Here is a 23,699-nt window from a genome sequence, read left to right on the forward strand (position 1 = left end):
ATTATTCCCCTGAGGGCTTTTTGAGTTTATAATAAGGATTAAGGGCTTCCCCAAAATCGGGAGTGCCATCGGCGCGCCAGGTAAACGGCTGGATACGCGGACTCCGTGCGCCGCCGCAGCCCTGGCCGGCATGAGGATTTGCATGATAAATGATCCAGTCTTCTTTTCCGTCTTTCGATTTGAAGAAGCCATTGTGACCGGGACCAAATACGCTGTTGATAACGCTCTTCGTGAACACCGGCTGGCCGGCTTTGGTCCAGTGTGCAGGATTGAGCGGATCACCGTCTTTCTTCAGGCGCAGCATACCGAGTGCATAGTCATCTGTGCCGCAACTGCTGGCAGAGTAGATCAGTATGATCTGTCCATCAGGGCCTTTCAGTATTTCCGGGCCTTCATTTACCGGTGAACCGTGTTTTTCCCAGTCATAATCCGGCATGGAAATCTGTACCCTGCCTGCTTTGAGGGTCCAGGGATTTTCCATTTCGGCGATGTAGATGCGTTGTGTGATATCTTTCCCGGAGATCTGGCCGCTCCAGATAAAATAGTTTTTGTTGTTGTAAGTCAGCGCCGTACCATCGATAGCGAAAAAGTCGGCCTGCGGATCGCCTATTTTTCCTTTGTCTTTCCAAACACCCTCCAATGGTTCCGCGGCCTCATTTTCCAGCACAAACAAACGCTGCGTAGCCAGGTCGGATGTGGCGCCGGCTGTATAATACAGGTACCATTTGCCTTGCAGGCGATGCAGTTCCGGCGCCCAGATATTTCTTGAATTAGCGCCGGTAGCGGGAGGCGTCCATACCACTTTGGGAATGGCATTTCTCAATTCCGACATAGCGGCGGTTTTACGGATGGTGATATTTCCGCCATTGGTACAAAGAAAATAATAAGCATTGCCGTTTTTATACACCCAGGGATCCGCGCCGCCATCCAGCAGCGGATTGGAGAAGGTGGTATCTGCGGGCGCCGGTGGCGGCGCCACGGTGGAGTCTTTTGCTTTGCCCGTACAAGACATACTAAAAAGCAGCAGTAATAACCAGGATATATTTTTCATTTAGTAAGATGTATGATGATGAAATAGTTAGTTCCATAACTTCGGATCCTTGCCCCTGTTTTTCCGCCACTCATTGCGCCAGCGGTGGATATCGTATGAGTTGATCGCGGGCATGGGCTTTCGGGCTTTGGCATCCGGGATGTCCGGTACCGGCAACGCTTCCTTTGTGTACCAATAGGCTACACTGGCAAGATCGAGTGTCATCTCGTTATTATGACCATGTTCGATGGTAAACTTCAGCGACTTATTAAAATAGATAGGATCGGTGATGTGAAAGCGATAAAGATGCGTGCGGCCAAGTGTACCGATATCGTTGTTCACCCTTGCATACCCGAAATACGGGTGCGTATATAATACTTTGGGGCCCCAGGCGGTATTAAAATAATCTTCCGTACCGGTACCATTGAGGGATGGTATTGTTTCTCCATCTATAAAAATCATATCATCCCCTTCTCCATACCATAAAGGTGTGGGCGATTGCACATAGTAATTTACGCCGACGAAATGCCCTTCGCCTTTGATATCTGCTATTATATAATTATTGCGGCCATCGGTATTTTGTCCTTCGGGGCCAAAGACCCAATGCTCGTTTTCTATGCTATCCTGTGATCCCATGAGTTGTTTATTGTACCAGGCATGAAAGCGGCCGGTATTGGCGGGCAGTTTGGGCATTTCCACATAGTCCACGCAAAAATAAAAAGGTTGTATTTCCGTACCTGATTGATTCTCTATTTCTATTCTTGCCCCGTTGGAAAAAGGCATGGCAAAATAGCTCACCAGGCTGGTACCATCCATTGGTGCAGCGGCCAGTGGCAATGATGTAAAAGGGTAAGATTCGTTCCAGCCTTGTCCGAAAAAGGGACCGATGGGCGATATCACGGAAGGATATGGTTTCCCGTCCCAATACATGCGGATGATCACATCGTTGCGGCTCAGTTTATCCGGGGCGGGCCACATCGTGATCCAGATATGATTAATAATGCCGGCGCCTTTGATATCCACCAGGGTTCTTTTACCGCCGTTTTCAATGTGTTGCAGGTTGTCGTTCGGACCACCGGCCTTGTCGTAACTGCTGATCCGTTTTGTGGTTACATGCTCTTTGATGAGCGTGAGACCGGCGAGGTCCTGCGCCTGTAAACCAGCGAATGATATCATGAGTAATAAGAAAACAAAATGTTTCATGCGGATAAATTTATTTTGTTGGCACCTCCCAGTGATCGGTGCGGAAAGGCACTACGGGCAAACCGTTTTTACTGAACAGGTTACCAATAGCGGTGTTACTGAAAGCGTAGCGCACAGCCACGGGTTGTTTCACTTTATTGTTCCATACCATCAGTGTGTTTTTTTTCACAGTAGCCCGGGCGGGGTAAAACTGCCGGTCGTTTCCTGCAATAAATAACTCCGTCAGGCTATCGCCTCTTACTGATAGTCCCTGTTGCGCATTTTCAAAAGAGATGATCACTTTATCTTTCTTTATCATCATCTCTTTAAACAACGGATTTTTGTAGCTAAATCCCTGGCGGTGATAAGTTTCCCCCAGCGCCCAGTCGGCCAGCCGGTAGCCTACATCATGCTTATTGGCCGGATGTACATCGTATACGTTGCCGGTAATATCGGTGGTGACAACCATGCCGGTATTGGGATGTTGCATACTTTGTTGCTGCGCTTCCCTGAGCAGTGCGCCGGTATTTTTTTCGCGGTAATTGAATGGGGCTATCTGTACAAAATAAAAAGGGAGCAACTGCTGCCATGCACGCCTCCAGGCATCTATCATGGAAGTAAATAAAAGCCGGTAAGTGGCCGCGGTGCCGGTGTTGTTTTCTCCCTGGTACCAGATAACGCCGGCAATGGCATATCGTGTAACTGGCGCCAGCATGGCGTTCCAGGCCACACCCGGCAAATGCGGGCACATGCCATTGGGCAATATATGCGTAGCTGCTTCTTTTAACACCGGGTTGTTCTTTACGATGCTGTCCGGCGTCCATACTTCCGCAGCGGTACCGCCCCAGCTGGCATCTATGAGCCCAATGGGCACCTTTAGTTGTTCATTTAATTTCCTTCCGAAGAAATAGCCGACAGCGCTGAAAGTATTCAGTGCGGTGCTGTCGCACGCAACCCATTGCGCGGTCAGGCGATCCTGTGGATGTGCGGCGGTAGCTTTGGTAATTTTAAAGAACCGGATATTGTTGTTACCGGCAGCCGGCTGAATGGCTTTGATGTCTTTCAGTCCCCAGTTTCCGCACATTTCCATATTACTTTGCCCGGAACATACCCATACTTCACCCAACAGGATATTTTGCAGCGTGATGGTATTATTTCCTTTCAGCGTAATGGTAAAAGGGCCGCCGGCTGCCGGCGTGGTAATAGTAGCCACCCAGGCGGCATCACCGGCTGTGGTGACGGGGTATACCTGCTGATCCCACGAGGTGGTAATGGAGATGTGTTCACCCGGATCAGCCCATCCCCACAACTTTACCTGGCTTTGCTGCTGCAGCACCATGTTGCTGCTGAGCACCTCCGGCAAACGGATATTTGCCCGGGAGGATAACGCACAACCGGCGAGGCACCACAACAGCAAAGGTATTTTCATCTTCATACAACTATTTAAGCATGGTATTGATCAATGATTTTGCGGGTTCGCTGATCGCTGACTTTTGCGTTACTTCCCAGTAGCTCTGCTGTTGTTCTATCAGGATCTGCGAGGTGATGATCCAGCTTTGTATCCAGCCGCTCAGCGTGCACCAGGCACCCCAGCCTGCATCTGAATTGGAGGCCCAGTAGTCCCACCGCCCGTAGTCGAATGCACGGAACCAGGCGCCGTCGAGATCTTTATGTTTATTGCTTTGTACCTGTATGCGGGTAAGATAGGCCGACAATTTACCGGCGGCTTCCTGGTACTTTTTATTGCCTGTTGCGCGCGCGGCTTCATTCAAACTAAACAGTGCAAAATTGCAGGTGTATAACTGACACGACACTTTTTCCCCGTTTTTAAAAATGAGGGAGCCTTCGTCGGAACCATAGGCAGAATTGGTGTTCAGCGGGTTGAACATTCCTTTCCCTTTTACGCCCAGTTCTTCCCTGATAGCACCGCTTTCATCCTGGTACTTCATAATTTCGGTCACCATTTTGTCGAGCCACTGCCGGTGTTCCGGCGTGTCCTCCACTCTTACCAGCCAGGCTAAAGGAAGGATCATGCGTGCGCGCTGTGTTTGCATGCTGCTGCCCCAGCGCCAGTTGTCAGGATAACTTTCCATGGTCACCCGGATGGCATTTTTTGTTTTGATCAGCAGCGGCTCATACCTGGTTTTGTTATAAAGCCACAGGTACAGCGCCCACATCCACGATTCAAAATGCGGGGACGGATGTACGAAAGAACGGTTGCTGTAAAACTGCCAGCCGTTTTTTATGATATCTTTTTCTTCCAGCCGTTCGCCGCGGAAGCCATCTTTGCCCGTGGTTCTGAAATTAGCCAGTATGGCGGCAGCCATCTCCTGGTCCCACTGGTTGGTATTCATATAAGCGGAGGCGCCAATAATACCGAGGATGGCCCTTGAATTATCATCTCCGTAAAAGGTGGTGGGGTTAGGCGTTGCCCAGCCTATAAGGCCGTAGGCGGGACTGTTGGGATCCCGCTTTGGGCCGGCCCTCATATTGGAGGTTTTCAACGTATAGTTAATAAGATTTACGGCGTTCTGCTGATAGCTTTTAATATTCAGCAACCTGCCTGCGGCAGAAAGGGCCATGCTTACTTCTCCCTGTACATCTGCGCGCATCCAGTAGCGGTATTGCTGGGTACCATCGTAATTGATGGTGGAGGTATGTCCCTCCATGATGCCGAGCGAGCCGTCGCCATCGGGCTTATCGGCACTTATTGGCGGGCCTGTTGGCATTTCGCGGGAGTTGTATTCTTCCCATTCTTTTTGCCAGGCCGGATGCACAAAGAAGCGGCCATGAAAGAACCAGGCGGTTCCCTTCCGGATGGCGTTGAGCCTTGCGTTGCCGGGCAGTGTCGCGTTGCGGCCATACATGGGCTTTACATCCATTGGCCAGTGCTTTATAACGAGGTGCGGGCTGCCGGTCATACGGGCAAGGATATACGTCCACACCTGTTTTATGGAAGCCGCGGGACCATATCGTCCGCGCTCAAAGTTACTCAATGCAGTGGTGGCAATAAAAGCGCCGTCCTGTTTAAACAGCAGCGGATATGATTTGGTGCTGTCCAGGCCATATTCTGCTTTATCGAACCCCACTACTTTAGCCAGTACAATCAACGGATCATTGGCACTCACCGGCAGGATATAACAGTTATGGATACCCAGTATGCTCATGGGCTGTAACGGCGCACCGAAATCGCCGGTAGTTACCACACCGCGTTCCAGCCTCGTTTCCAGCGGTTTTGCAGGAATATCGAGACCCGGGAATGCAGCGGGGTATTCAACATATAGCTGCAGGTGTTTTTGTTTGGCGGCAGCCAGCAACGCTTCCGTAATACGCTTTTCCGGATCAATTGCGGGGTAAGTGTCTGATACGATGAATACCGCCGCGCCATCGGCGGCAGCAGTAATGGCAGCAGCGGGAGTGCTGAACTGTTTCAGTTTATATCCTTCCTGTGTTAAAAGGAAATAGAGACCGTTTTTATTGCTGCCGCAGAACAACAGCGTTTTATCTTTCGCATATACCTGTATGCAGCTGTACAACAGGCATACCAGGGCACTCAGCAGTATTTTCTTTTTCATGTGTTGTTTTTTAACTGGTTCAGCAGGCGGACAGCGGTGGCCTGTAACATAGCAGCGGCCCCGGTTTCCAGGAATGACCACTTACCGGGCCCGGCTTCATATCCTCCTTCGGCGAATCCTTTTATATCCGGAATATAGCCGATGGTATTTTCGGCATATGCCGCGACGAGTGTATGCGTAAATGGAGACGCGCTTTCTATTTCCAATGCGGTAGTGGTAAATGGTTCACCCGGGAGAAAGACGATGGCCAGCTTTCCGATAGCGATCACATTTACCCTTGCATGCGCATCTTCTTTGTTGATGACGGCAGCGGCACGTATTCCAAAGGTAATTTCATCATGTGCGAACAGCAGCCTATTGCCTTCCAGCGATTCGCTGTAGGTATCCTGTTGCGCCACTGCGGCCAGTGCGGCGCCATGTTGCCTTGCAGTGGCGGGCCCTCCGGATACCGTAGGCGGATTGATATCACCGGCGGCGCCATTGATAAACATCACCATGCCATTATTGCCGGTGGCTTCCAGCGCGTTGCAGAGCTCCCCCGGGAAATCGGGCGATACATGCGGCAGGCACATTTCATGCACAGGGTGACAAACTGCATGCACCACCGTTGCGATGATCCCGTTCGCCCCGGTAAACCGGAGCGTATGTACGCGGCGGTCTGCCGGTTCGCGGCGCATCAGTTCCGGTGTAACGGGCTGCATGGAATCGGACATCACGATGCCCTGCGGCGTGGGTATGCGGCGTTGCAGCGAGAATCCTTCCAGCACACCGCTGCTGACGCCGATGGTACATGCGCGCGCCTCTTTCAGCGCTGTATAAATAGCACTACGTATTTGCTGCTGTACTTCGTGTAACCATGTACGATATACCGGTGTTAAATACAATTGCGATAAGGCTACCGATTCCGGTGCATTGTGTGTATGCGTGCACGTTATAATAATGTGCTCCGGCAATATTTCATCCGACAACCCCTGCTTGAATGCTTTCCACCCGCCGGTAGCGGTATCGCTTAACCCTAACAGGTCAAGCGATACCAGTGCGACGGTAGTGGTTGTGGTGGTGAGCGCCAGCACCCTGGCTTTCAGCGGCAACCGCACTGCCGTAAACGGATCGTAACGCCCTTCTACCGAAGAGGTAAGCAATCCGGCTTCCAGCGGCGGGGTGATATCAGCTACGGCTGTTCCTGCGCGTAATATGGAACGGTTCATCAATTACCTGTTTTGTTTCTTTACCCATTGCAGTGATTGCTGCCAGAAGGCATCATATCCTTCCCATAATTCAAAGTTGATTCCCCAGTGCGGAGCGGGATCAGACATGTAGGTCAACACCCTGCCTTTTCCATAGCTGCCGGCCACCACCAGCGGGTGACCGGTTTCTTTTACACGCACCAGCACTTCCCCGGTGCCAGCGGCACTTACTTCATTGTAACCAAATATTGGCGGGAACGTATGCCATGGCAAGCCCTTCACCGCAGGATGATCAGGCGCCAACACTTCCGCAGTAAACCCTGCGGAGGACTCTACCAGGTCTTCAGTAACGAGGCATTTCACGGGCAACGCATCTGTGAGTGTACACCTGCCCCACCCTGATTTGCCCTGTACACCGCTGAACGACAACCATCCGCCGAGCATCATCAGTCCGCCGCCATCATTGATCCATTCTTTAATGAGAGTAAGCCTGTCGGGGAATGTAACCACTTTATTTTCCCGCCGGGAGCGGTCGAAAAAGCTGGGATAAAGATGGAAACATTTTGCCTCCACATCGCTGATAATAAGACTTACAGATTCCTCCAGGAAGGCTTCCAGCTTACCCGGCGCAAGGCGGTACAGCTCCCAGTTGGCAAGCGTGGTAACATCCGCTACATGTTCCAGTGCTTCTGTTAAGCGCTCACCATAGAAATGCAGATCTGCGTCTTTTGTTTCTGTGCCAAACGGCGTTTCTATAAACGTGGGTCCCAGGTGAAATACCCAATCGCCCAGGTATAGTACATGTTCTTCTTTTGTCCTGACTTCTTTTCTAACAGACATAATTATTTTTTTATACTTTTTGAGATAAAGATTCGAAGGATTGCTGCTCCAGTACAGCCCTGCTCACCGTTGCCCTGGCGGCCAGCCACGACAGGTACCTGTTGGCCATCTTTCTAAAAACAAAAAATAACACCAGCGAACCGGACAACAGCCAGGCACATGACACGTAACGTGCAAACCAAGCCTGTGTTAACCCTGTGATCAGCATAGCCGTTGCACCAAAACCAATTACGGCAATACCCATTCCCCGCACAATAGGTTGTATCATATTGCCGCTGTGTTGCTTCCACCAACCCAGTGGACGCGCGCGTTCATAAAATGAATGCAGCAGTTCAGCCGGATCGGGTGGTGTGATCAACGCTACTGTAATCCACAGCGCGGTAGTAAGCGCCATCACTACCAACGTTTGCCACCACCACGGCAGCACCAGTTGCGGCGCCCAGGGAACGTGCAGGTACATTAATAGTTTAGGCCCTAATACCACGATACAAAAAATAGCAGCGCCACCGAAGGATGCAGCGATACGCGCTGCCCCGTTGAAACGCCACCACCACCATTGTGCCCAGTTAGCCGGCAGTTCAGCCGCACTGAGTTGCAACATAAAAATGGCCACATCAGTGATAATGCTCACGTTGAATACTACTGCCACCGCCAACGACAGGATCAGCGCCATTCCCAGTTTTCCGATGAGCATGTAGTGTTTTTCGCTGGCTTTTTTTACAAACCAGCGGCGGTAAATATCACTTACCAGCACCTGGCTTCCAAAGTTCAGATTATCGCCAACGGTAGACATGGTGGCCGCCATCATAGCAGCTACCAATAATCCCATAGCGCCGGCAGGCAGCATTGTTTTCATGAGCTTTCCATATACCAGCTCCCGGTCGGCGCCTTCCACGCGCAGTTCCGGCCATATAACGGCAGCGGATATACTGGGAAGCGTAACCAGCAGCAAGAGCAGGAACATGCTGATGGCAGTTACCACGTACATGGTGAGCGCTTCCGCCGGTGTGCGGGTAGACAGGATCCGTTGTCCTTCCATTGCGCCGCCCATTGGCGCCGCATCACCACCGTAACCAATACTTTGTCCCACCATCCAGGCCATCGCAGCAGCCAGCGGAAATACAGAATGTTCGTGGGGTGGCATCAGTTGTAATACTTCCGGATGTGTGCCATTGAAAGCATGGCCCAGCGCTGCCGTCATGGCGGCAGCGCCGCCGAAATGCGCGAGCGTGAGTGCTGCCAGTGTAAGCGTGCCTGCAAAAAATATCACCATCTGGATCAGGTTGGAAATCACTACTCCCTTGTATCCTGAAAAGAAAACAAACAGGAAAGAAATGGGCACTACCAGGTAAAGTGTTTCTGCCTTTGTAAGCCCGAATGCAGGACCCATTATTTTGTACGCCGCCAGTAACGTAATGCCTGTCCATGCCGGCATGGCTATCATAGAAGTCCGGATGGCTATCCATAAGCGCATGGCTGCTGCCGCACGCGGGGGAAAACGAAGATCATAAAACTCCAGCGTGGTGAAGAGGTTTAGCCGTCGCCAGAAAACAGCAAACAATACGCCGCCAAAAAACAAGGCGAGTCCAAACCTGCTCAGGTACCACCAGGAAATAAAAGCGCCCGTTACCACGGCGAGGCCGCCATAACCTGTAGCAGCATCCGGGCTTACCAGGGCAGCCGTGTAGGAAATCCCATTCAACCAGCCGGGTATTTTCCGGCCGCCGAGGAAAAAGTTTTCCAGGTTGGAGCCCGAGAAACGCCGGTGCCACAAAGACATTCCCAGCATGAGCAATAAATAACTGATGACTATCCACAGATCCAGTTGGTTCCAGTTCATAACATTCATTTACCTGTTGGTGACAGTATACCCGCCAAACGTTCCTTCAACGGCGCCAGCGCCGGCAGGTTATTTTCCGGTTTATCGAGATAGAAATAAGCAGTGGCAGAATAATTATCCAACCGGTAAAAATTAACCCAGCCGTTGGGGAATTTTTCATCGAAGAGATCCGGGTAGCCAGGTTCCTCCAGGATTTTAACCAGGGTGGCCGGTGTTGTAACGGTTACCACTTTTAAACGCGCACCGGCTTTTACAATTTCCCGCAGCTGGTCTCTCCCGCCACCACCCATTTGTTGTATCACCACGCGGCAACCACTATGGAAATAAACCGGATCCGGAATATGATAACGGTAAAAAGCGAATTGTTTTTTTGCCGCATCTGCAATAGGACAGCCCTGGTACAGGTGCGCAAACATACCCTGTCCCCAGCCGGTGCCTATGTAGTCTTCTGTGCCGGTACCCACCAGTGTAGGATACTGTGTATCATCATCCAGGTACATTTTCACCTCGCCTTCACCAAACCAGGTGTTGCCATACACAGTATCCGCTATTACGCTCATATTGCTGCCCAGGTAACGGCCCTTCCCTTTGATGGCAGGCAGTATTTCAAAATCCTCTCCCAGTTTGGTTTGTTGATTACTGCTCCAGTAAGCATGAAAATACAGCAGGTCTTTTTGCGGCTGCTTCAGCGCGGTGATATTCACATCATAAAACAACAGGTGCGTTTCCTTTGATTCATTCACCAGCACTATCCTTGCATGCTTATTAAAAGGCATAGGGATATAGCTGTTAAATGACCGTCCTTCGGGATCGGAAAACAGGGCGCACTGGAACGGCGTTCTACGTGCCAGCCCGATGCCGAAGAAATCGCCCAAAGGAACGGATACCGCGGGTTTGGACGCACCTTCCCAATACATATCGATATGAATGGACCGCAGCGCTTCCGGTTTATGGGAAGTGGTGAGCCAGATCCTGTTAATGATTCCGGCGCCGGCGTAATCCAGTAAGGTTACACTCCCACCTGCTTTCAGTGTATCGCATGCATGTCCTTTGGCGCCTTTGTTTTCTATTCCTGCCTTCCCTTTGGCGCCGGAGCGGTTCTCGAAGCTGATCCAACGGGTATCTGCATCCGCGGGGAACTTATACAGTTCCTGCGCCACCACGCTCAGTGGCAGGAGGATTAACATCATCAGTATTATTTTCATCCGGTTTATTTTATTACCATCCTGGGTTTTGAAGTAGATTAGGATTTTTATCAGTTTCAGATTTCAGCATTGGCCACAGGTAATGTTTCTTTTCAAAAACCCGGCGTTCAAAAACGGTTCTTTTAAAGAAAGCAGGATCTGTTTTTGATTCTCCTGCATAGATATTTAATCCATACATGTTGGCGTTATCTGTTGTTTCAGAAATCTTCCAGCGGTGGCAATCGAAATACCGGTGCGATTCAAACGCCATCTCTATTTGTCTTTCATGATGAATACGTTCCCGCATTTCGTCCTTGCCTAATCCGCCTGGCAGGGCGGGCAGCCCGGAGCGGTTCCTGATCAGGTTTACATATTTATATACATCGGCCACGGGGCCCTGTGCTTCATTCAACGCTTCTGCGTAGTTGAGGTATTGTTCTCCCAGCCTGAAGAAGATCCAGGTGCGCAGCGTTCTTTTCTCCTGTGGTTTAAAAACAAAATTCGGGTCAGATAATTTCTTCAGCAGGTAACCTGTTACGCTGTAATTGCCTCCGCCTGCACGTTGCTTTCCGTCGGCCCCCTTGAACCAGAATTCCAGTCCGCCGGTACGCGTTTTCCACACCGACCCCGAGAAGTTAATACTGGCATAAAACCGTGGTTCACGGCCTACATACATATTGCTGGTACCGGCTACATACAGGTTATCCGGTCCGGGAGTATCGGTAAAGCCGGTTTCCGTATAACCAGACAGCGGGTTGATGATGGGCGAATGATCGCCGGTGTAGCCGGTGATAGGGCGTTGTCCGTTTGCCATTTCATACTGGTCCACGATATCCTGGGTAGGCGCATGCAAAGTAAATCCGGCGAGACTAAGCGGTTCGTTATAAACATCCAGACCATCGTAGGTACCATCATTATAGGCAAAGAATACTTCCTGGTTGTTGTTCATGTAAAATATTTCCTGGTAGTTTTTCACCGGGTTATTACCGGGAGAAGTATAGAGCGCATACCCGGCGGCCTGTGTCTGATCGATACAGGCTTTTGCGGCATCTGCAGCTGCCTGCCAGCGGCTGGCGTCGTAAGCCGGGAACAGCGACACGCCTTCATGGTCTTTTACATTCACATAGTCGGGGTTACCATTAAACAACGGGCTGGCCATGTACAGCAGCATTCTTGCTTTCAGTGCCAGTGCAGCAGATTTGGCGGGCCGTCCGTATTCTGTTTCGGAGGTAATACGGGTCGGCAGCAGTGCAGCTGCCTGATCGCATTGTGATACGATGTATGCCACGCACTTTTCCAGGGGTTGCCGCCGGATGCTCTTGAAATCGGTATCCAGTGAAATGCTGCTGTCGGCGATGGGTACCGGGCCGTATAATCTTACCAGCAGGAAATGATAGAATGCGCGCAGGAAAATAGCTTCTCCTTTCTGGCGGTCACGCGCTTCCTTTGTATAGAATTGATCCAGCGGTACTTTGTCGATATTTTCAATAAAGATATTTGCTTTGCGCAGGCCCGCATAATTCCTGGCCCAGGGATTAATCACGGTGGAATTAGGGTCCCATGCGCCAGACGTCATGCTGTTGCAAAACGACGGCGGGTAGAACTGTTTCAGTTCATCCGCGGCGCCATGAAAGGGATTATCTTTATTATCTGCCCATACCATTTCATCCGGCAGGTGTGAGTATACGTTGGTGAGATAGTTGTTGGCGTAATCGCGGTTAGAGAATACGTCGGCAATAGTGAGATCATCATCCGGCGCTTTATCCAGGAAGTCTTTCTTACAGGATACGGCTGCCAGGAGAAGGAACAGGAACGTACAATATGTTGTGATCGTTTTCATCCTAATGATTTTAATGCTTTAAAAATTTACCTGTACCCCTGCATTGATGCTGCTTTGCAGCGGGTATAGACTTTCCCCGTTATCAATTTCAGGATTCGCTATTCTGATATGATCCCATACGGCGAGGTTGGTGCCGTTGATAAATGCGCGAACGCTGCTGATACCGACCCTTTTGGTGAGGGTTTTGGTGAATGTATACCCTATCTCTGCAGATTTCAGGCGCAGGTAGTTGCCATTTTTCATGTAGAGGGTGCTGGTTACATAGTTGTTGGTATTGTTGATATCAATCACCGTAGGATATTTGGCGTTGGTGTTATCTGCACCTGGTATCCAACGGTTGTCGTATACTTCGCGCATCACGTTGTAATTCCCTACTCCGCCTGAAAACGCATACGAACTGCGGCCGCTGAGCAGGTAGCTTGTTTTCGCTGCGCCGGTGAAAAATATGCTCATGTCTACTCCTTTCCACGCCACCGTGCCACCGAAGCCATACATGATTTCCGGGTTGCGTGCGTAACCGAAATAGGTTCTGTCGTCGGGTGTTATTTTACCATCTCCGTTGAGGTCGCGGTATTTGATATCACCGGGGCGTATTACCGATTGCAGCGTTGATTGCGAAGGGCTTTTGTCGATATCTGCCTGGTCTTTGAACAGGCCGAGGGCTTCATAGCCGAAGGGGCGGTCGATGCTTTGCCCCCGGCTGTTCTGGTAGGCCAGTGGTCTTACAGGTGAATCATCTTCTACTATTTCATTGTGGGCGTAGGTAAAATTGCCCTGGATGGAATAGTAGAAGCCTGATTTTGTTTTGTTTTTTATTTCGATGTTTCCATCTACGCCTTTATTGTTCACTATTCCGAGGTTGGCATAAGGTATAATCCCTGACGGGTAACCTGCTGATATGGGTATTTGTTGACGTGCGATGAGGATACCATTTCTCCGTTCTTTGAACGCATCTACGGTGAGGGTAATTTTTCCGTTGAGCAGTTCCATATCTACCCCGATATTTCCTTTGGTGGCTACTTCCCAGGTCACGTTCTGATTACCGATGCGGCTTTCCATGAAAGCGCCTGTCTGGTAGGTTTGATTGGCGCCGAACATATAGTACGGATCAAACCAGGTATGGCCGGGGGCTTTATCGATGGTTGTCTGGAACAGGAACCTGGCGCCGCCTATCTGGTCGTTGCCTACCTGTCCGTAGGAGCCTCTTATTTTCAGGAAGCTGATGATATTTTTATTCCAGAAGTTTTCGTTGGACACGAGCCAACCGGCAGCTGCGGAGGGAAAGAAGCCGTATCGTTTTCCTTTGGGGAAATTCTCCGAGCCATTGTAGCCCACGTTAAACTCCAGCAAATATTTGGAGTTATAATCGTAGGTTATGCGGCCGGCGAGTCCTTGTCGCCTGAAAGGGATATTGCCGATAGAACTTCCTGCGAGCAGGTCTACATATTCACGCCGGTTACCTAATATAAGCCCTCCTATCCGGTGATCGCCAAAGCTGCGGTCGTAGTTGGCAGATACTTCCAGGTAGGCGGCGCGGTTGGCGCCGGAGTTGGTATAGTAGCCGAGTGCCTGCTCTGTTTTGATGAGCTGATACTGGTCTACGCCGTTGGCATCCGGGCCGAGGTACTGGTAAGACGCCGGGCTTTTCACGCGCACGGTGGTCATGGCGCCGTAGTAGTCGTATGCAAAAAGTCCTCTCAGTTTAAGTCCTTTTGTAACCAGCGACGACAAATCCCAGGTAGCGCCGAGCGAGCTTTGGATGGTATTCCGGAACCTTTTCTGATAGCCCGTTTGTGTACTTTTAGTAAAGGGGTTTTCATTCAGGAAGGTGCCTAACCCGGGGATGGATCCGTTTGGATTTTTTATGGGGTAAGCGTTGTTGGGCGTCCATCTCAGTGCATCGAATAATTCGGGGGCGCCGCCTTGCAGGCCGGGAGCGTTGCCGTTTTCAATGATGCCGCCAAGACTGAGGTCCATCGTAAGATTTTTGGAGAGATTGGCATCTACATTGGATCTGAAATTGTAGCGTTTTAAGCTGGTATTTGTTTTATAAGGAACGGATTTGTCTTCTTTATAAAGACCATCAACAAACGTATAACCTACATTGGTGTAGTAGCGGAATGTTTGGTTACCGCCTCTTACGCTGAGGTTATTGATGGTTTGTATGGTATGCTTTTTCAGCACTACGTCGATCCAGTCTACATCGGGGTACAGGTAAGGATCTGAATGATCTTTGTATTTCTGTACCTGTTCATCCGTATAGAAAGGAGGCTTGCCGATATTTTTCATGGCTTCATTCGCCAGGATTGCGTATTCGTAGCTGTTGATATAACTGGGAAAGCGCATACCGGTGAGACGGGCGGTTTCTGTACGGAACGAAACGATGGGCCGGCCTTCAGCGCCGCGCTTTGTGTTGATGAGGATTACGCCGTTGGCGCCGCGGATCCCATAAACAGCGGTAGCTGACGCATCTTTCAACACTGAGAAGGTTTCTATTTCCTGTACGTTCAGGTTGTTCATATCGCGTTCGATACCATCTACCAGGATGAGAGGCGACTTGTTACCGGTGAACGTGCCGAGGCCGCGGATAAATACGCTGGCGGCGTCAAAACCCGGTTCCGCGGAGTTCTGGCGGGTAATGATACCGGGCAGCCGGCCACCGATGGTATTTGACAGGGAGGCGGTGGAAGACTGCTGCAGTTCGCTCACCTTCACAGTGGATACGGCGCCTGTAACAGAGATTTTTTTCTGCGTACCAAAACCTACGATCACAACGTCATTGAGTTTTTGGTTTTCGAGGTCAGGCAATAATTTTACGACGATCGTTTTCTGATTGCCGGGGTGTATGATCTGTGTTTTATAACCGATGAAGGTAACCGACAGGGAATCGTTTTCGCTGCCGATTTCTACCAGGAATTTTCCAAACACGTCTGTTACTACGCCTTTGGGTGTGCCCAACACCTTGATGGTAGCGCCGGGCAGGGCTTCTTCTTTTTCGTTGATCACCTTCCCCGACAGTACCCAGCTGATAACTGCCGTTGGTGCGACCGTTTTTTCTTCTGTCTTTTTTCTTCTTACAATAATGGTGCGGTCCAGCATTTCGTAGGTAAAGGGCTGGCCTGCGAAGCAGGCGTCCAGGGCTTTATCTACCGGCGTGTTGGTGATATCAAGGTTGATACGTTTGGCTTCGTTGAGATAACGGGCATCGTAAAAAAAGGTGTAACCGCTTTGTTTGCTGATCTGCTGCAATACCTTTTTTAGCGGCGCGTTTCTCTCTGATAAGGTGACCTCCTGTGACCAGGCCGTTGCACTGACCTGCAGGCAGATACCTGTTAAGAGTAAAGCAGTTAGTTTCATAACCAGGAGTACTTTGGAATGGTTGATAAAGCAATTCCCTGGCACCGGTTTGGATAGGCGCAGATGGTCCTTGCGATGAATGATAAAATTCATACATTTGCGATGTTAAGGTTGAAGGATTTTATTGATACGAAGTCCCCATTAGCCTGACGATAACCGGCAGCGTTCCCGCGCTTCCGGTTTTTTTGTCTTTTGCTTTGCTTATTTTGTCATGTAGATATTCCTGTCGTTTATTTTATAGTGGATATTACTGGTGAGTTCCATCATCTTTAATACTTTCGAAAGACTTACATTCCTTGATATTTCGCCGTTGAAGCGGTAGTCTTCCATACCGGCATAGTCAATATTTACATCGTACCAGCGTTCCAGCTGGCTCACTACTGTTTTAAGTGAGGCGTCGTCAAAAATGAATTTGCCATTCCGCCAGGCGAGTACTTCATCCATGTTTACGCCGGTGGCCAGCCGGATATTGCTATTGGTGCTGGTGTTCACGAGCGATTGCTGACCGGGCTGCAGCACTTTGGTATATTTACCGGCGGCGATGCGGATACTTCCCTGGATTAATGTAGTGGTGATATCTTCTTCTTTCGGATAGGAATGGATATTGAATTTTGTTCCGAGTACTTCCACCGAGTGTTTGCCGGAAACAACGATGAAAGGCGCTTTTTCATTTTTTACTATTTCAAGATACGCTTCCCCGTTAATTTCCACCTTACGGGTATTGCCGGTGAATGCTGCCGGGAAACGGATCACCGAAGCCGCATTCAGCCAAACGTGCGAGCCATCAGGCAGTATTACTTCGTATTCGCCACCATTTGGTGTGGTAATGGTGTTGTAAGTTATTTCTGTGGTAACGGATGCGGATGCATCGTATACCAGCTGGCCATTACCCGATTTTTTGATCACGGTTTTGCCCTGGTTGGCGATTACGCCGTTCTGCGCGTCGTCGAGGACAATGGTAGCGCCGTTGCCCAGTTTCAGCGTGGCTTTGCGGCTACCAGGCGCCACATCGGTGGTATGGATGGCCGCTATTGGTTTACTTTTCTCTTTTGCCAGCTGCAGGCCGGCGGCGCCGGCAACAGCAAGAACAAGTACGGCAGCGGCCCATCTCCAGGTTCTCCACTTACTTATATATATACGTGCTGGTCCGGGTTTAATGCCGGTGGCCAGATATACTCTTTCAACAGATGCCTGCAGGTTAGCCGGATCGGCTTCGTTGCGCGTGATGGCTTCCAGATCCTGACTGGAAAGTTCCCGGAACAGCTGCCTGTTTTGCTCACTGGCTGCCAGCCAGTTGTCCAGCGTTTCCTGCTCCGCTTCATCCAGTTCCCCCGATCGCTGCCGGTAAATAAGTCCGGCGATATGTAATAGCTGTTGTACGTCTTTTTCTTCCATAGAAAATAATAGTATGCAGCCATGACCACTGCGACCACACATTACAGGGCCACGGGCTGCACATCTTTGCTGAGAAAAAATTAATGCCGTTATATAGTGGATACACTGCCCGGATCATTTCGGGTTAGTGGGGGAGAAAGTTTTTTTTATTTTTTTGAAGACGGGGATTAATCTTTGTGAAATGCCGCCAGTATTATTAATGCAAAGGGAAGAATATCTTTTCCCTGGAGTTTTCCCTTTACCAGTTCCAGTGCGCGGAATTTCTGCGCCTTAACGGTATTAACGGAGATCTGCAATTCTTCCGCAATTTTGCGGTTGGGCAAGCCCTCGAGGAAGCCGAGCTGGAATACTCTTTTCATTTTTACGGGTAAACTGTTCACTGCTCTTAATATCTCTGCTTTTACTTCTGCGCGGATAATTTCGTTGGCTACGAAATCGGCTTCGCCCGTCATGCTGGCGGCATAGGCATGATGGCGGTATTGCAGGTTTTTCTCTTTTCTCAATTCATTAAAACAGGCATTCCTGGCGGCGATGTACAGAAACGCCTTTATAGATTGAAAGGAACCGACCTTTGCATGATCGTTCCATAATTTTATAAATGTTTCTTCTGCTACATCTTCCGCGATAGCATGATTCACGACAATCCTCTTCGCAAAATTGGTAATGACCGCAAAATACCGGTCCATAATATAACGGAAAGCCACCTCGTCGCCCTGCTGCAGGCGGATGGCATAACATTCTTCGCTGATGATTTCAGTTGTTTTCATTAAATGACCTCACTTTAAAACCACCCTGTGGGAACGGGAATACAGTGAGATCAAATTATAATATCATTTGCTAAAAAATTCAAAGTGATTAGCAAATTTTGATACTATATTGGCATCTGATCATTTCTATGGCTGAGACCGGAGACAAGGCTGTGGCAAACGTGCCACATACCGTTTCATGGTTTCATCTTGTCAATGATTTCCTGCCAGATAAGCCGCGCAATCTGCTCCTGCTCTACCGTATGCAGCCGCTCTTTCAGGGTCACTTCCCCGTCTTCGTTAAACTGCAGGTGTGGCGGCATAAAATCAAGCTTTTCGCTGTGTTCCTCATCAGTGGATACCCGGTAGGTGGTTTTGTCATTCTCGTAATCCACGTCGATGTGAAAACGGTAAGGCTTATTGTCGATATAAACGGTGATATCTGTTGTTTCCATACTATATATTTTATAGTAACCCCGTTCACAAAAGGCACACCAGCTTTGATTGTTAGGAAATTAAGAAATAATGTTATTTATTTACCGCCTTTTAGCGGCTGTAAAGCAGCCTGTCATCTATATATAACAGTATTTAATGAACGTGAACAAATTGAACCCGGATCTGCTAAGAACCAAACAGCATTTTGAAATATTGGATGGATTAAGAGGAATAGCCGCTTTAACGGTAGTTGTTTTTCATTTTATGGAAGTAGTTTATACTGATTACAGTAAGAACTTTGTGGGACATGGTTTCCTGGCGGTCGACTTCTTTTTCTGCTTATCCGGGTTTGTGATTGGATATGCCTATGATAACCGCATTGGCAAAATGGGGTTCAGGGAGTTCTTTAAATCGCGGATCATCAGGTTACATCCCCTGGTTATTTTCGGGTCTGTATTGGGGCTGCTCGGCTTTCTTTTTGATCCGTTCGGCGGTCACCCGGAATTATATGGATTTGGCAAAATAGCGTTGTTTTTTCTTACCAGTATCCTCCTGATTCCCTTTCCACTTATGATGGACCGGGGTTTTAACCTATTCAGTTTTAATGCGCCTGCGTGGTCGCTGTTCTGGGAATACGTGGCCAATATATTGTATGCGCTTATTCTCGTTAAACTAAGCCGGCGCTACCTGGTCATATTAGCCCTGCTGGCTGCTGCGGGTATTGTCGTAGTCGGTTATCATGCAGGGAACCTGATGGGTGGCTGGGGAAAAGATAACTTCTGGGATGGCGCTGTGCGTATTTCCTATTCCTTTCTTGCCGGGCTGCTGGTGTTCCGTTTCAGCTGGATTATAAAGAACCGGCTGGGCTTCATCGGGCTGTCGGCCTTGCTGATGTTGCCGTTCCTGATGCCTCATTTTCAATGGAACTGGCTGGTGGAAGTGCTGGTGGTATTGTTTTATTTCCCTTTACTCATTGTACTCGGAACTGGCGCGAGGCTTACTTCCGGATTAAAAAACTTGTGTGTTTTTTCCGGGAAGATATCTTATCCGCTTTATATGACACATTATGCAGGGATATGGATCTTCGCCAATTACTATACGGCGTATAAACCCGGAACCATGCAGCTGGCATTTATCATCACCGCCGGCACCCTCCTTTTGGTGGGCTTCTCCTACCTGGTGATGGTATTGTACGATATTCCGGTGCGGAAATATTTAAATGCCAGGAGAAAAATGAGTGCCTAAAGTATCTACTGCTACTTTGATAAAATAGTATTCACAAATGCGCCTACATCCTGTGCAAAAAGTTCAGGCTGTTCCATGGCGGCAAAATGTCCCCCTGTTGGCATCTCTCTCCAATAGCAAACATGATATCCTCTTTCAACATATTTCCGTGCAGGAAAGCTAACGGGATAAGGATAGTGTGCAATGCCAACAGGTACTTCTATGAAATCATTTTCTCCGAACGCCAGCGGTTCATTCCGGATCTCATGGTATAAACGCATAGAAGAATGGATCGTTTGTGTGATCCAGAACAGGGTAACATTCGACAACAGTTCATCTCTTGAAAATAACTGCTCCAGCACTGCGCCGGGATCCGAAAAGCTGCGGAAGATCTGGAGTATCCATGCACACAGTCCTACCGGAGAATCCTGTAGGCCATATGAAAGCGTGAGCGGTTTTGTTGTTTGTACCTGGGCATAAGCGCCTTCCGCCTGGAAGAACTGAGCGGTTTTTTGCTGCGCAGCCGTTTCTGCTGTTGTCAGTTTTTCACCGGGCGGTATAAACGGCTTATAGTTGAACGGAATATAGTTCATGTGCAGCCCGGTCAGCTTGTCCGGGTGCCGCATGGCGATATGCGTAGCGATAATGGCGCCGAAATCGCCTCCCTGTGCCATAAATTTATCATAGCCCAGCCCTTCCATCAGCTTCACCCAGAGGTGGGCCATCAATGAGGCGTTTATCCCTTCCTTTGCAGGCTTATCTGAAAATCCAAACCCCAGGAGTGACGGCACCACTACATCGAATGGCAGTGTTTCATTATCCTTGAGATAAGAAATGGTTTTCAGCATTTCCAGGAAAGAACCTGGCCAGCCGTGGGAAATGATGATAGGAATAGCATCCGGGTATTTACTTTTTACGTGGAGGTAATGAATTTTATAGCCATCAATTTCTATGATAAAATTGGGCCAGGCATTGATGGCGTCTTCAGTTTTTCTCCAGTCAAAATCATGGGCCCAATATGTAGCCAACTCTTTCATGTAGGAAAGGCTCATTCCGTATTCCCAGCCGGCTGGATTTATTGCGTCCGGCCACCTGGTAGCGAGAATGCGGGCTTTCAGATCATCGAGTACCGGTTGTCTGATGGCGACCTGGAATGGTTGTGTCATAGAAGATGTTTTGTACCAGGGTGGATGACACAAAAAGAAAGCCGGAATGAGGGTTTTAGTACGGCTGATAAAACTATCAGATTACCATTTTAATTTGGCAACAACTTTATTGGCTTGTTTTAGTTTATCCGGAAACAAGACTTTTCCGGAAAATTTATCCAGGGATTTATCCCGTATTATTTTCACGCCTAATGATGACGCGCCTTTCATGTGTTTTCTCGTATTCATAAATGTGAATTAATGGCGATATATGTCGCAATTATCGGTCTAAATAAACATTGCTCACACTGGGAATTCCAAACGTTGCTGTATTAACAAATAGCGTCTCATTCCAATTACAACAAAAGCCTCCAAATCCTGCGATCTGAAGGCCCTCCATACTTATGTTATAGGAATAAAAAGGAACACTCCGTTAATAGCAACGCACCGCAAACAATGCCGCCGGCACATTGGCAGACGGATGTTCCAGTTCAATGACCAGCGTATCCGTTGTAACAGGTTGCTGCAATTGAATACGGTTGTGCGTCTGGTAATTACCTGTTTTCTCTGCTACTATATTTCCAGCTGCATCTTTAATCCGGTACTGCCTTACACAAAAAGGCATGACCGTTTCAGGATGCGACATCAATACTGATTCCATCGGATGATCATAATCTGTATCGAGGAACAGATCGATGGTACTGATCTGTTGCGGCGCATTCCATTTCAGCGTCAGCCGGGGTTGCGGATCGTTCCAGTCGGCTACCCAGGCATTGGGCGTGGATGCAGGCCGGTCGGTTCCGTTGCGGATATTTTCTGCTTTGAATAAGTTTATGCCCTGGTGATATTTTAAATCGATATTATGCCCTTCCGGCCGGCGTTGCGGACACCAGAACTCAAATGCTTCCATGCCAATATCTTCGGGCGGTGTTTGTTTGCCGTAGTTGGAAACAGCTTTGTTTACGCTGTTGAACACCGACAGTATCCCTGTCACTCTCTTCTCTGTAAAATGCAATTGCACCAACGGGTTTTTCATGAAAGTAACAAATGCGTAGGCCGTATTTTCTAAAGATGTATTAAAGCGAAGGTCCACACAGTTTCTGCCAGGATGTAACGGAATGGTTTGTTTTGCCAGGGTAATATCCGGCGTATAGTTGCCGCGCTTGCTGCTCACGCGTAGTTCCACTTCTATTTCGGTGTTGCTGGTCGCATCTGCATGAAAAATAAAAGGCGCCACCTCTCCTTTTTGTAAAGGCAGCATCTGTGCAACGGAGAGGGTTAAAGGTTTCAGGAGCGGCTTACCGGGAAACTCTTTAAACACCAGCTCGCTGGATGCGGTGATCACGGCCGATTGTACCAGGTCCTCGTTATCCTTCAACGTTAACCCGGGGATATATTGCCCCGTTTTAAGTAAGCGTTGCTGTAAAATGGCGATGTGCCCCTTATTAAAAATGTCTGCCGGTAAAATATGTTGCTCTTTACAAACCGCCGCAGCCACTCCAACAGCCTGCGATACATATGCTGCGGTAGCCATTACACGGGTAGAGGCAAAGGCCACATGCGATGCGCTGATGATGCGCCCCGCCAGGAAAAGGTTCGTGATATTTTTGCTATACAGGCTCCGGTATGGAATCTGGTAGATGCCTTTGCTATGCCACTGATTGCAGCCTGGTTTCTCACTAAAAACGCCGTCGGCGGGGTGCAGGTCCACCGACCAGCCGCCGAAAGCTACTGCATCTTCATGGGTACGTTGCTCAATCACATCCTGCTGTTTCATCATGTAATCCCCTTCGAAACGGCGGCTTTCCCTTTTACCGGGAATAGCGCCCACCCATTCCAGGGTAAGTGTGGCTGCTTCCGGGAAATTGCCGGAGTTCTTGATATAATCCCATACGCCGTATATCACCTTCCACAGCTCCCATTTGATATCTTCTGTGTCGTGAACAGTGTCAAGCCGGCCTCCATACTCCACCCACCAGAGGCGGCAGCCGAAATCCTTTGCATTGAATGTTTTAAAACGCGGGATCTTTGTAATGTCTTTCAGGGCAAATTCAGGAGGGATGAATGTTACAGGCTTGCCGGTATCTTTACTGTAGAAATACAGGGTATGTCCGAGTAGTTCTCCATACGTGGCGGAAGGAGCAAATTTTTCACCGAATTCTTCGCTGCTTTCTGCGCCCATGCGAAAAGCGGCGCCTGAAAGGAAGCCCACTACCCCATCGCCGGAGGCATCGCAAAATAAAGGAGCGCTTAATAAATATTCCTTTTGGTTCTGGCTGCAAAAAGCTTTCACCGAACTAATGGTAGTGGCATCCTTTTTTTCCACTGCATATACGGCGGTATTTAACAACAGGGTGATATTAGGTTCTTTCTTCACTTTATCCAGCAGCACCATATCAAATATAACGGGATTACCCTCCGGGTTCCGGTACGTGTTTTCTACCAGGATCTCATCTACCAAGCCACCTTCTCTCGCCCAGCGGTTGTTGTTGCCCATATGTGAGGTGGCGCCCAGTATCCATAAACGGATTTCGCTGCTTGAATTTCCTCCAAGTACCGGCCTGTCCTGCACCAGTACTACTTTTAATCCCTGCCTGGCCGCTGTAATGGCACAGCACACGCCTGAAAGGCCGCCACCGGTGATAACCAGGTCCGCGTTAAGCGCTATGCCGGGAAAAGAGCGACTGTTTGTTTCTCCAGATTGTATCATGATTGTACG

Annotated in this window: 16 protein-coding genes; 1 reads left to right on the forward strand and 15 read right to left on the reverse strand. The window is 49.2% G+C overall.

The features are described 5' to 3' along the window. Position 1 precedes the first annotated feature (1 nt). The 13 genes from QFZ51_RS24790 to QFZ51_RS24850 all read right to left on the reverse strand — a co-directional run bounded on the left by QFZ51_RS24790 (position 2) and on the right by QFZ51_RS24850 (position 18,631). Positions 2–1,051 carry a glycoside hydrolase family 43 protein gene (locus QFZ51_RS24790; RefSeq protein ID WP_429050050.1) on the reverse strand — a complete coding sequence of 350 codons (1,050 nt, stop codon included), beginning with the start codon at positions 1,049–1,051 and terminating at the stop codon, positions 2–4. Positions 1,052–1,078: 27 nt separating this feature from the next. Next, positions 1,079–2,233 (reverse strand): glycoside hydrolase family 172 protein, encoded by a 1,155-nt coding sequence (locus QFZ51_RS24795; protein ID WP_429050051.1) that lies wholly within the window; start codon positions 2,231–2,233, stop codon positions 1,079–1,081. A 10-nt stretch (positions 2,234–2,243) separates the two neighbouring features. After that, on the reverse strand, positions 2,244–3,647 hold the full coding sequence (locus tag QFZ51_RS24800; RefSeq protein ID WP_429050053.1) for a sialate O-acetylesterase: 1,404 nt from the start codon (positions 3,645–3,647) through the stop codon (positions 2,244–2,246). Positions 3,648–3,651: 4 nt separating this feature from the next. Beyond that, positions 3,652–5,787 (reverse strand): hypothetical protein, encoded by a 2,136-nt coding sequence (locus tag QFZ51_RS24805; RefSeq protein ID WP_429050055.1) that lies wholly within the window; start codon positions 5,785–5,787, stop codon positions 3,652–3,654. Further along, positions 5,784–6,995 (reverse strand): hypothetical protein, encoded by a 1,212-nt coding sequence (locus QFZ51_RS24810; RefSeq protein ID WP_429050058.1) that lies wholly within the window; start codon positions 6,993–6,995, stop codon positions 5,784–5,786. The genes QFZ51_RS24805 and QFZ51_RS24810 overlap by 4 nt, the downstream gene beginning before the upstream one ends. A gap of 3 nt (positions 6,996–6,998) precedes the next feature. Beyond that, complete coding sequence (locus QFZ51_RS24815) at positions 6,999–7,814, reverse strand: glutamine amidotransferase (RefSeq protein WP_429050061.1); 816 nt, start codon at positions 7,812–7,814, stop codon at positions 6,999–7,001. A 10-nt stretch (positions 7,815–7,824) separates the two neighbouring features. Further along, a complete protein-coding gene (locus tag QFZ51_RS24820; RefSeq protein WP_429050063.1) occupies positions 7,825–9,654 on the reverse strand; it encodes a sodium:solute symporter family transporter in 1,830 nt (609 codons plus the stop codon). 5 nt (positions 9,655–9,659) lie between these two features. Further along, positions 9,660–10,859, reverse strand: a complete 1,200-nt coding sequence (locus QFZ51_RS24825; RefSeq protein WP_429050066.1) for a glycoside hydrolase family 172 protein — start codon at positions 10,857–10,859, stop codon at positions 9,660–9,662. A 13-nt stretch (positions 10,860–10,872) separates the two neighbouring features. Next, the gene (locus tag QFZ51_RS24830; protein WP_429050069.1) at positions 10,873–12,678 is read right to left on the reverse strand and encodes a RagB/SusD family nutrient uptake outer membrane protein; all 1,806 of its coding nucleotides are present in this window, start codon (positions 12,676–12,678) and stop codon (positions 10,873–10,875) included. Between the two features lie 18 nt (positions 12,679–12,696). Then, positions 12,697–16,035 (reverse strand): TonB-dependent receptor, encoded by a 3,339-nt coding sequence (locus QFZ51_RS24835; RefSeq protein WP_429050072.1) that lies wholly within the window; start codon positions 16,033–16,035, stop codon positions 12,697–12,699. A gap of 201 nt (positions 16,036–16,236) precedes the next feature. Continuing rightward, a complete protein-coding gene (locus QFZ51_RS24840) occupies positions 16,237–17,430 on the reverse strand; it encodes a FecR domain-containing protein (protein ID WP_429050074.1) in 1,194 nt (397 codons plus the stop codon). 167 nt (positions 17,431–17,597) lie between these two features. Next, entirely contained in the window at positions 17,598–18,197 is a 600-nt protein-coding gene (locus QFZ51_RS24845; protein WP_370907689.1) for an RNA polymerase sigma factor, read from the reverse strand. Positions 18,198–18,373: 176 nt separating this feature from the next. Beyond that, positions 18,374–18,631, reverse strand: a complete 258-nt coding sequence (locus QFZ51_RS24850) for a hypothetical protein (protein ID WP_429050076.1) — start codon at positions 18,629–18,631, stop codon at positions 18,374–18,376. A gap of 136 nt (positions 18,632–18,767) precedes the next feature. On the opposite strand from QFZ51_RS24850, the gene QFZ51_RS24855 reads away from it, so the two are divergent. Beyond that, on the forward strand, positions 18,768–19,856 hold the full coding sequence (locus QFZ51_RS24855) for an acyltransferase family protein (protein ID WP_429050077.1): 1,089 nt from the start codon (positions 18,768–18,770) through the stop codon (positions 19,854–19,856). An 11-nt stretch (positions 19,857–19,867) separates the two neighbouring features. On the opposite strand, the gene QFZ51_RS24860 is transcribed toward QFZ51_RS24855, so the two are convergent. Beyond that, on the reverse strand, positions 19,868–21,001 hold the full coding sequence (locus QFZ51_RS24860) for an epoxide hydrolase family protein (protein WP_429050078.1): 1,134 nt from the start codon (positions 20,999–21,001) through the stop codon (positions 19,868–19,870). A gap of 412 nt (positions 21,002–21,413) precedes the next feature. Next, complete coding sequence (locus QFZ51_RS24865; protein ID WP_429050080.1) at positions 21,414–23,690, reverse strand: FAD-dependent oxidoreductase; 2,277 nt, start codon at positions 23,688–23,690, stop codon at positions 21,414–21,416. Between the last annotated feature and the right edge of the window lie 9 nt (positions 23,691–23,699).

Source organism: Chitinophaga sp. W3I9 (genome assembly GCF_050434025.1).
Lineage (GTDB): Bacteria > Bacteroidota > Bacteroidia > Chitinophagales > Chitinophagaceae > Chitinophaga.

Bases quoted from the DNA above. Each gene is read 5' to 3' on its own strand.
- QFZ51_RS24830 (WP_429050069.1), bottom strand. From the start codon at position 12,678: ATGAAAACGATCACAACATATTGTACGTTCCTGTTCCTTCTCCTGGCA.
- QFZ51_RS24865 (WP_429050080.1), bottom strand. From the start codon at position 23,690: ATGATACAATCTGGAGAAACAAACAGTCGCTCTTTTCCCGGCATAGCG.
- QFZ51_RS24855 (WP_429050077.1), top strand. From the start codon at position 18,768: ATGAACGTGAACAAATTGAACCCGGATCTGCTAAGAACCAAACAGCAT.
- QFZ51_RS24800 (WP_429050053.1), bottom strand. From the start codon at position 3,647: ATGAAGATGAAAATACCTTTGCTGTTGTGGTGCCTCGCCGGTTGTGCG.
- QFZ51_RS24835 (WP_429050072.1), bottom strand. From the start codon at position 16,035: ATGAAACTAACTGCTTTACTCTTAACAGGTATCTGCCTGCAGGTCAGT.
- QFZ51_RS24860 (WP_429050078.1), bottom strand. From the start codon at position 21,001: ATGACACAACCATTCCAGGTCGCCATCAGACAACCGGTACTCGATGAT.
- QFZ51_RS24790 (WP_429050050.1), bottom strand. From the start codon at position 1,051: ATGAAAAATATATCCTGGTTATTACTGCTGCTTTTTAGTATGTCTTGT.
- QFZ51_RS24840 (WP_429050074.1), bottom strand. From the start codon at position 17,430: ATGGAAGAAAAAGACGTACAACAGCTATTACATATCGCCGGACTTATT.
- QFZ51_RS24825 (WP_429050066.1), bottom strand. From the start codon at position 10,859: ATGAAAATAATACTGATGATGTTAATCCTCCTGCCACTGAGCGTGGTG.
- QFZ51_RS24850 (WP_429050076.1), bottom strand. From the start codon at position 18,631: ATGGAAACAACAGATATCACCGTTTATATCGACAATAAGCCTTACCGT.
- QFZ51_RS24805 (WP_429050055.1), bottom strand. From the start codon at position 5,787: ATGAAAAAGAAAATACTGCTGAGTGCCCTGGTATGCCTGTTGTACAGC.
- QFZ51_RS24795 (WP_429050051.1), bottom strand. From the start codon at position 2,233: ATGAAACATTTTGTTTTCTTATTACTCATGATATCATTCGCTGGTTTA.
- QFZ51_RS24810 (WP_429050058.1), bottom strand. From the start codon at position 6,995: ATGAACCGTTCCATATTACGCGCAGGAACAGCCGTAGCTGATATCACC.
- QFZ51_RS24845 (WP_370907689.1), bottom strand. From the start codon at position 18,197: ATGAAAACAACTGAAATCATCAGCGAAGAATGTTATGCCATCCGCCTG.
- QFZ51_RS24820 (WP_429050063.1), bottom strand. From the start codon at position 9,654: ATGAACTGGAACCAACTGGATCTGTGGATAGTCATCAGTTATTTATTG.
- QFZ51_RS24815 (WP_429050061.1), bottom strand. From the start codon at position 7,814: ATGTCTGTTAGAAAAGAAGTCAGGACAAAAGAAGAACATGTACTATAC.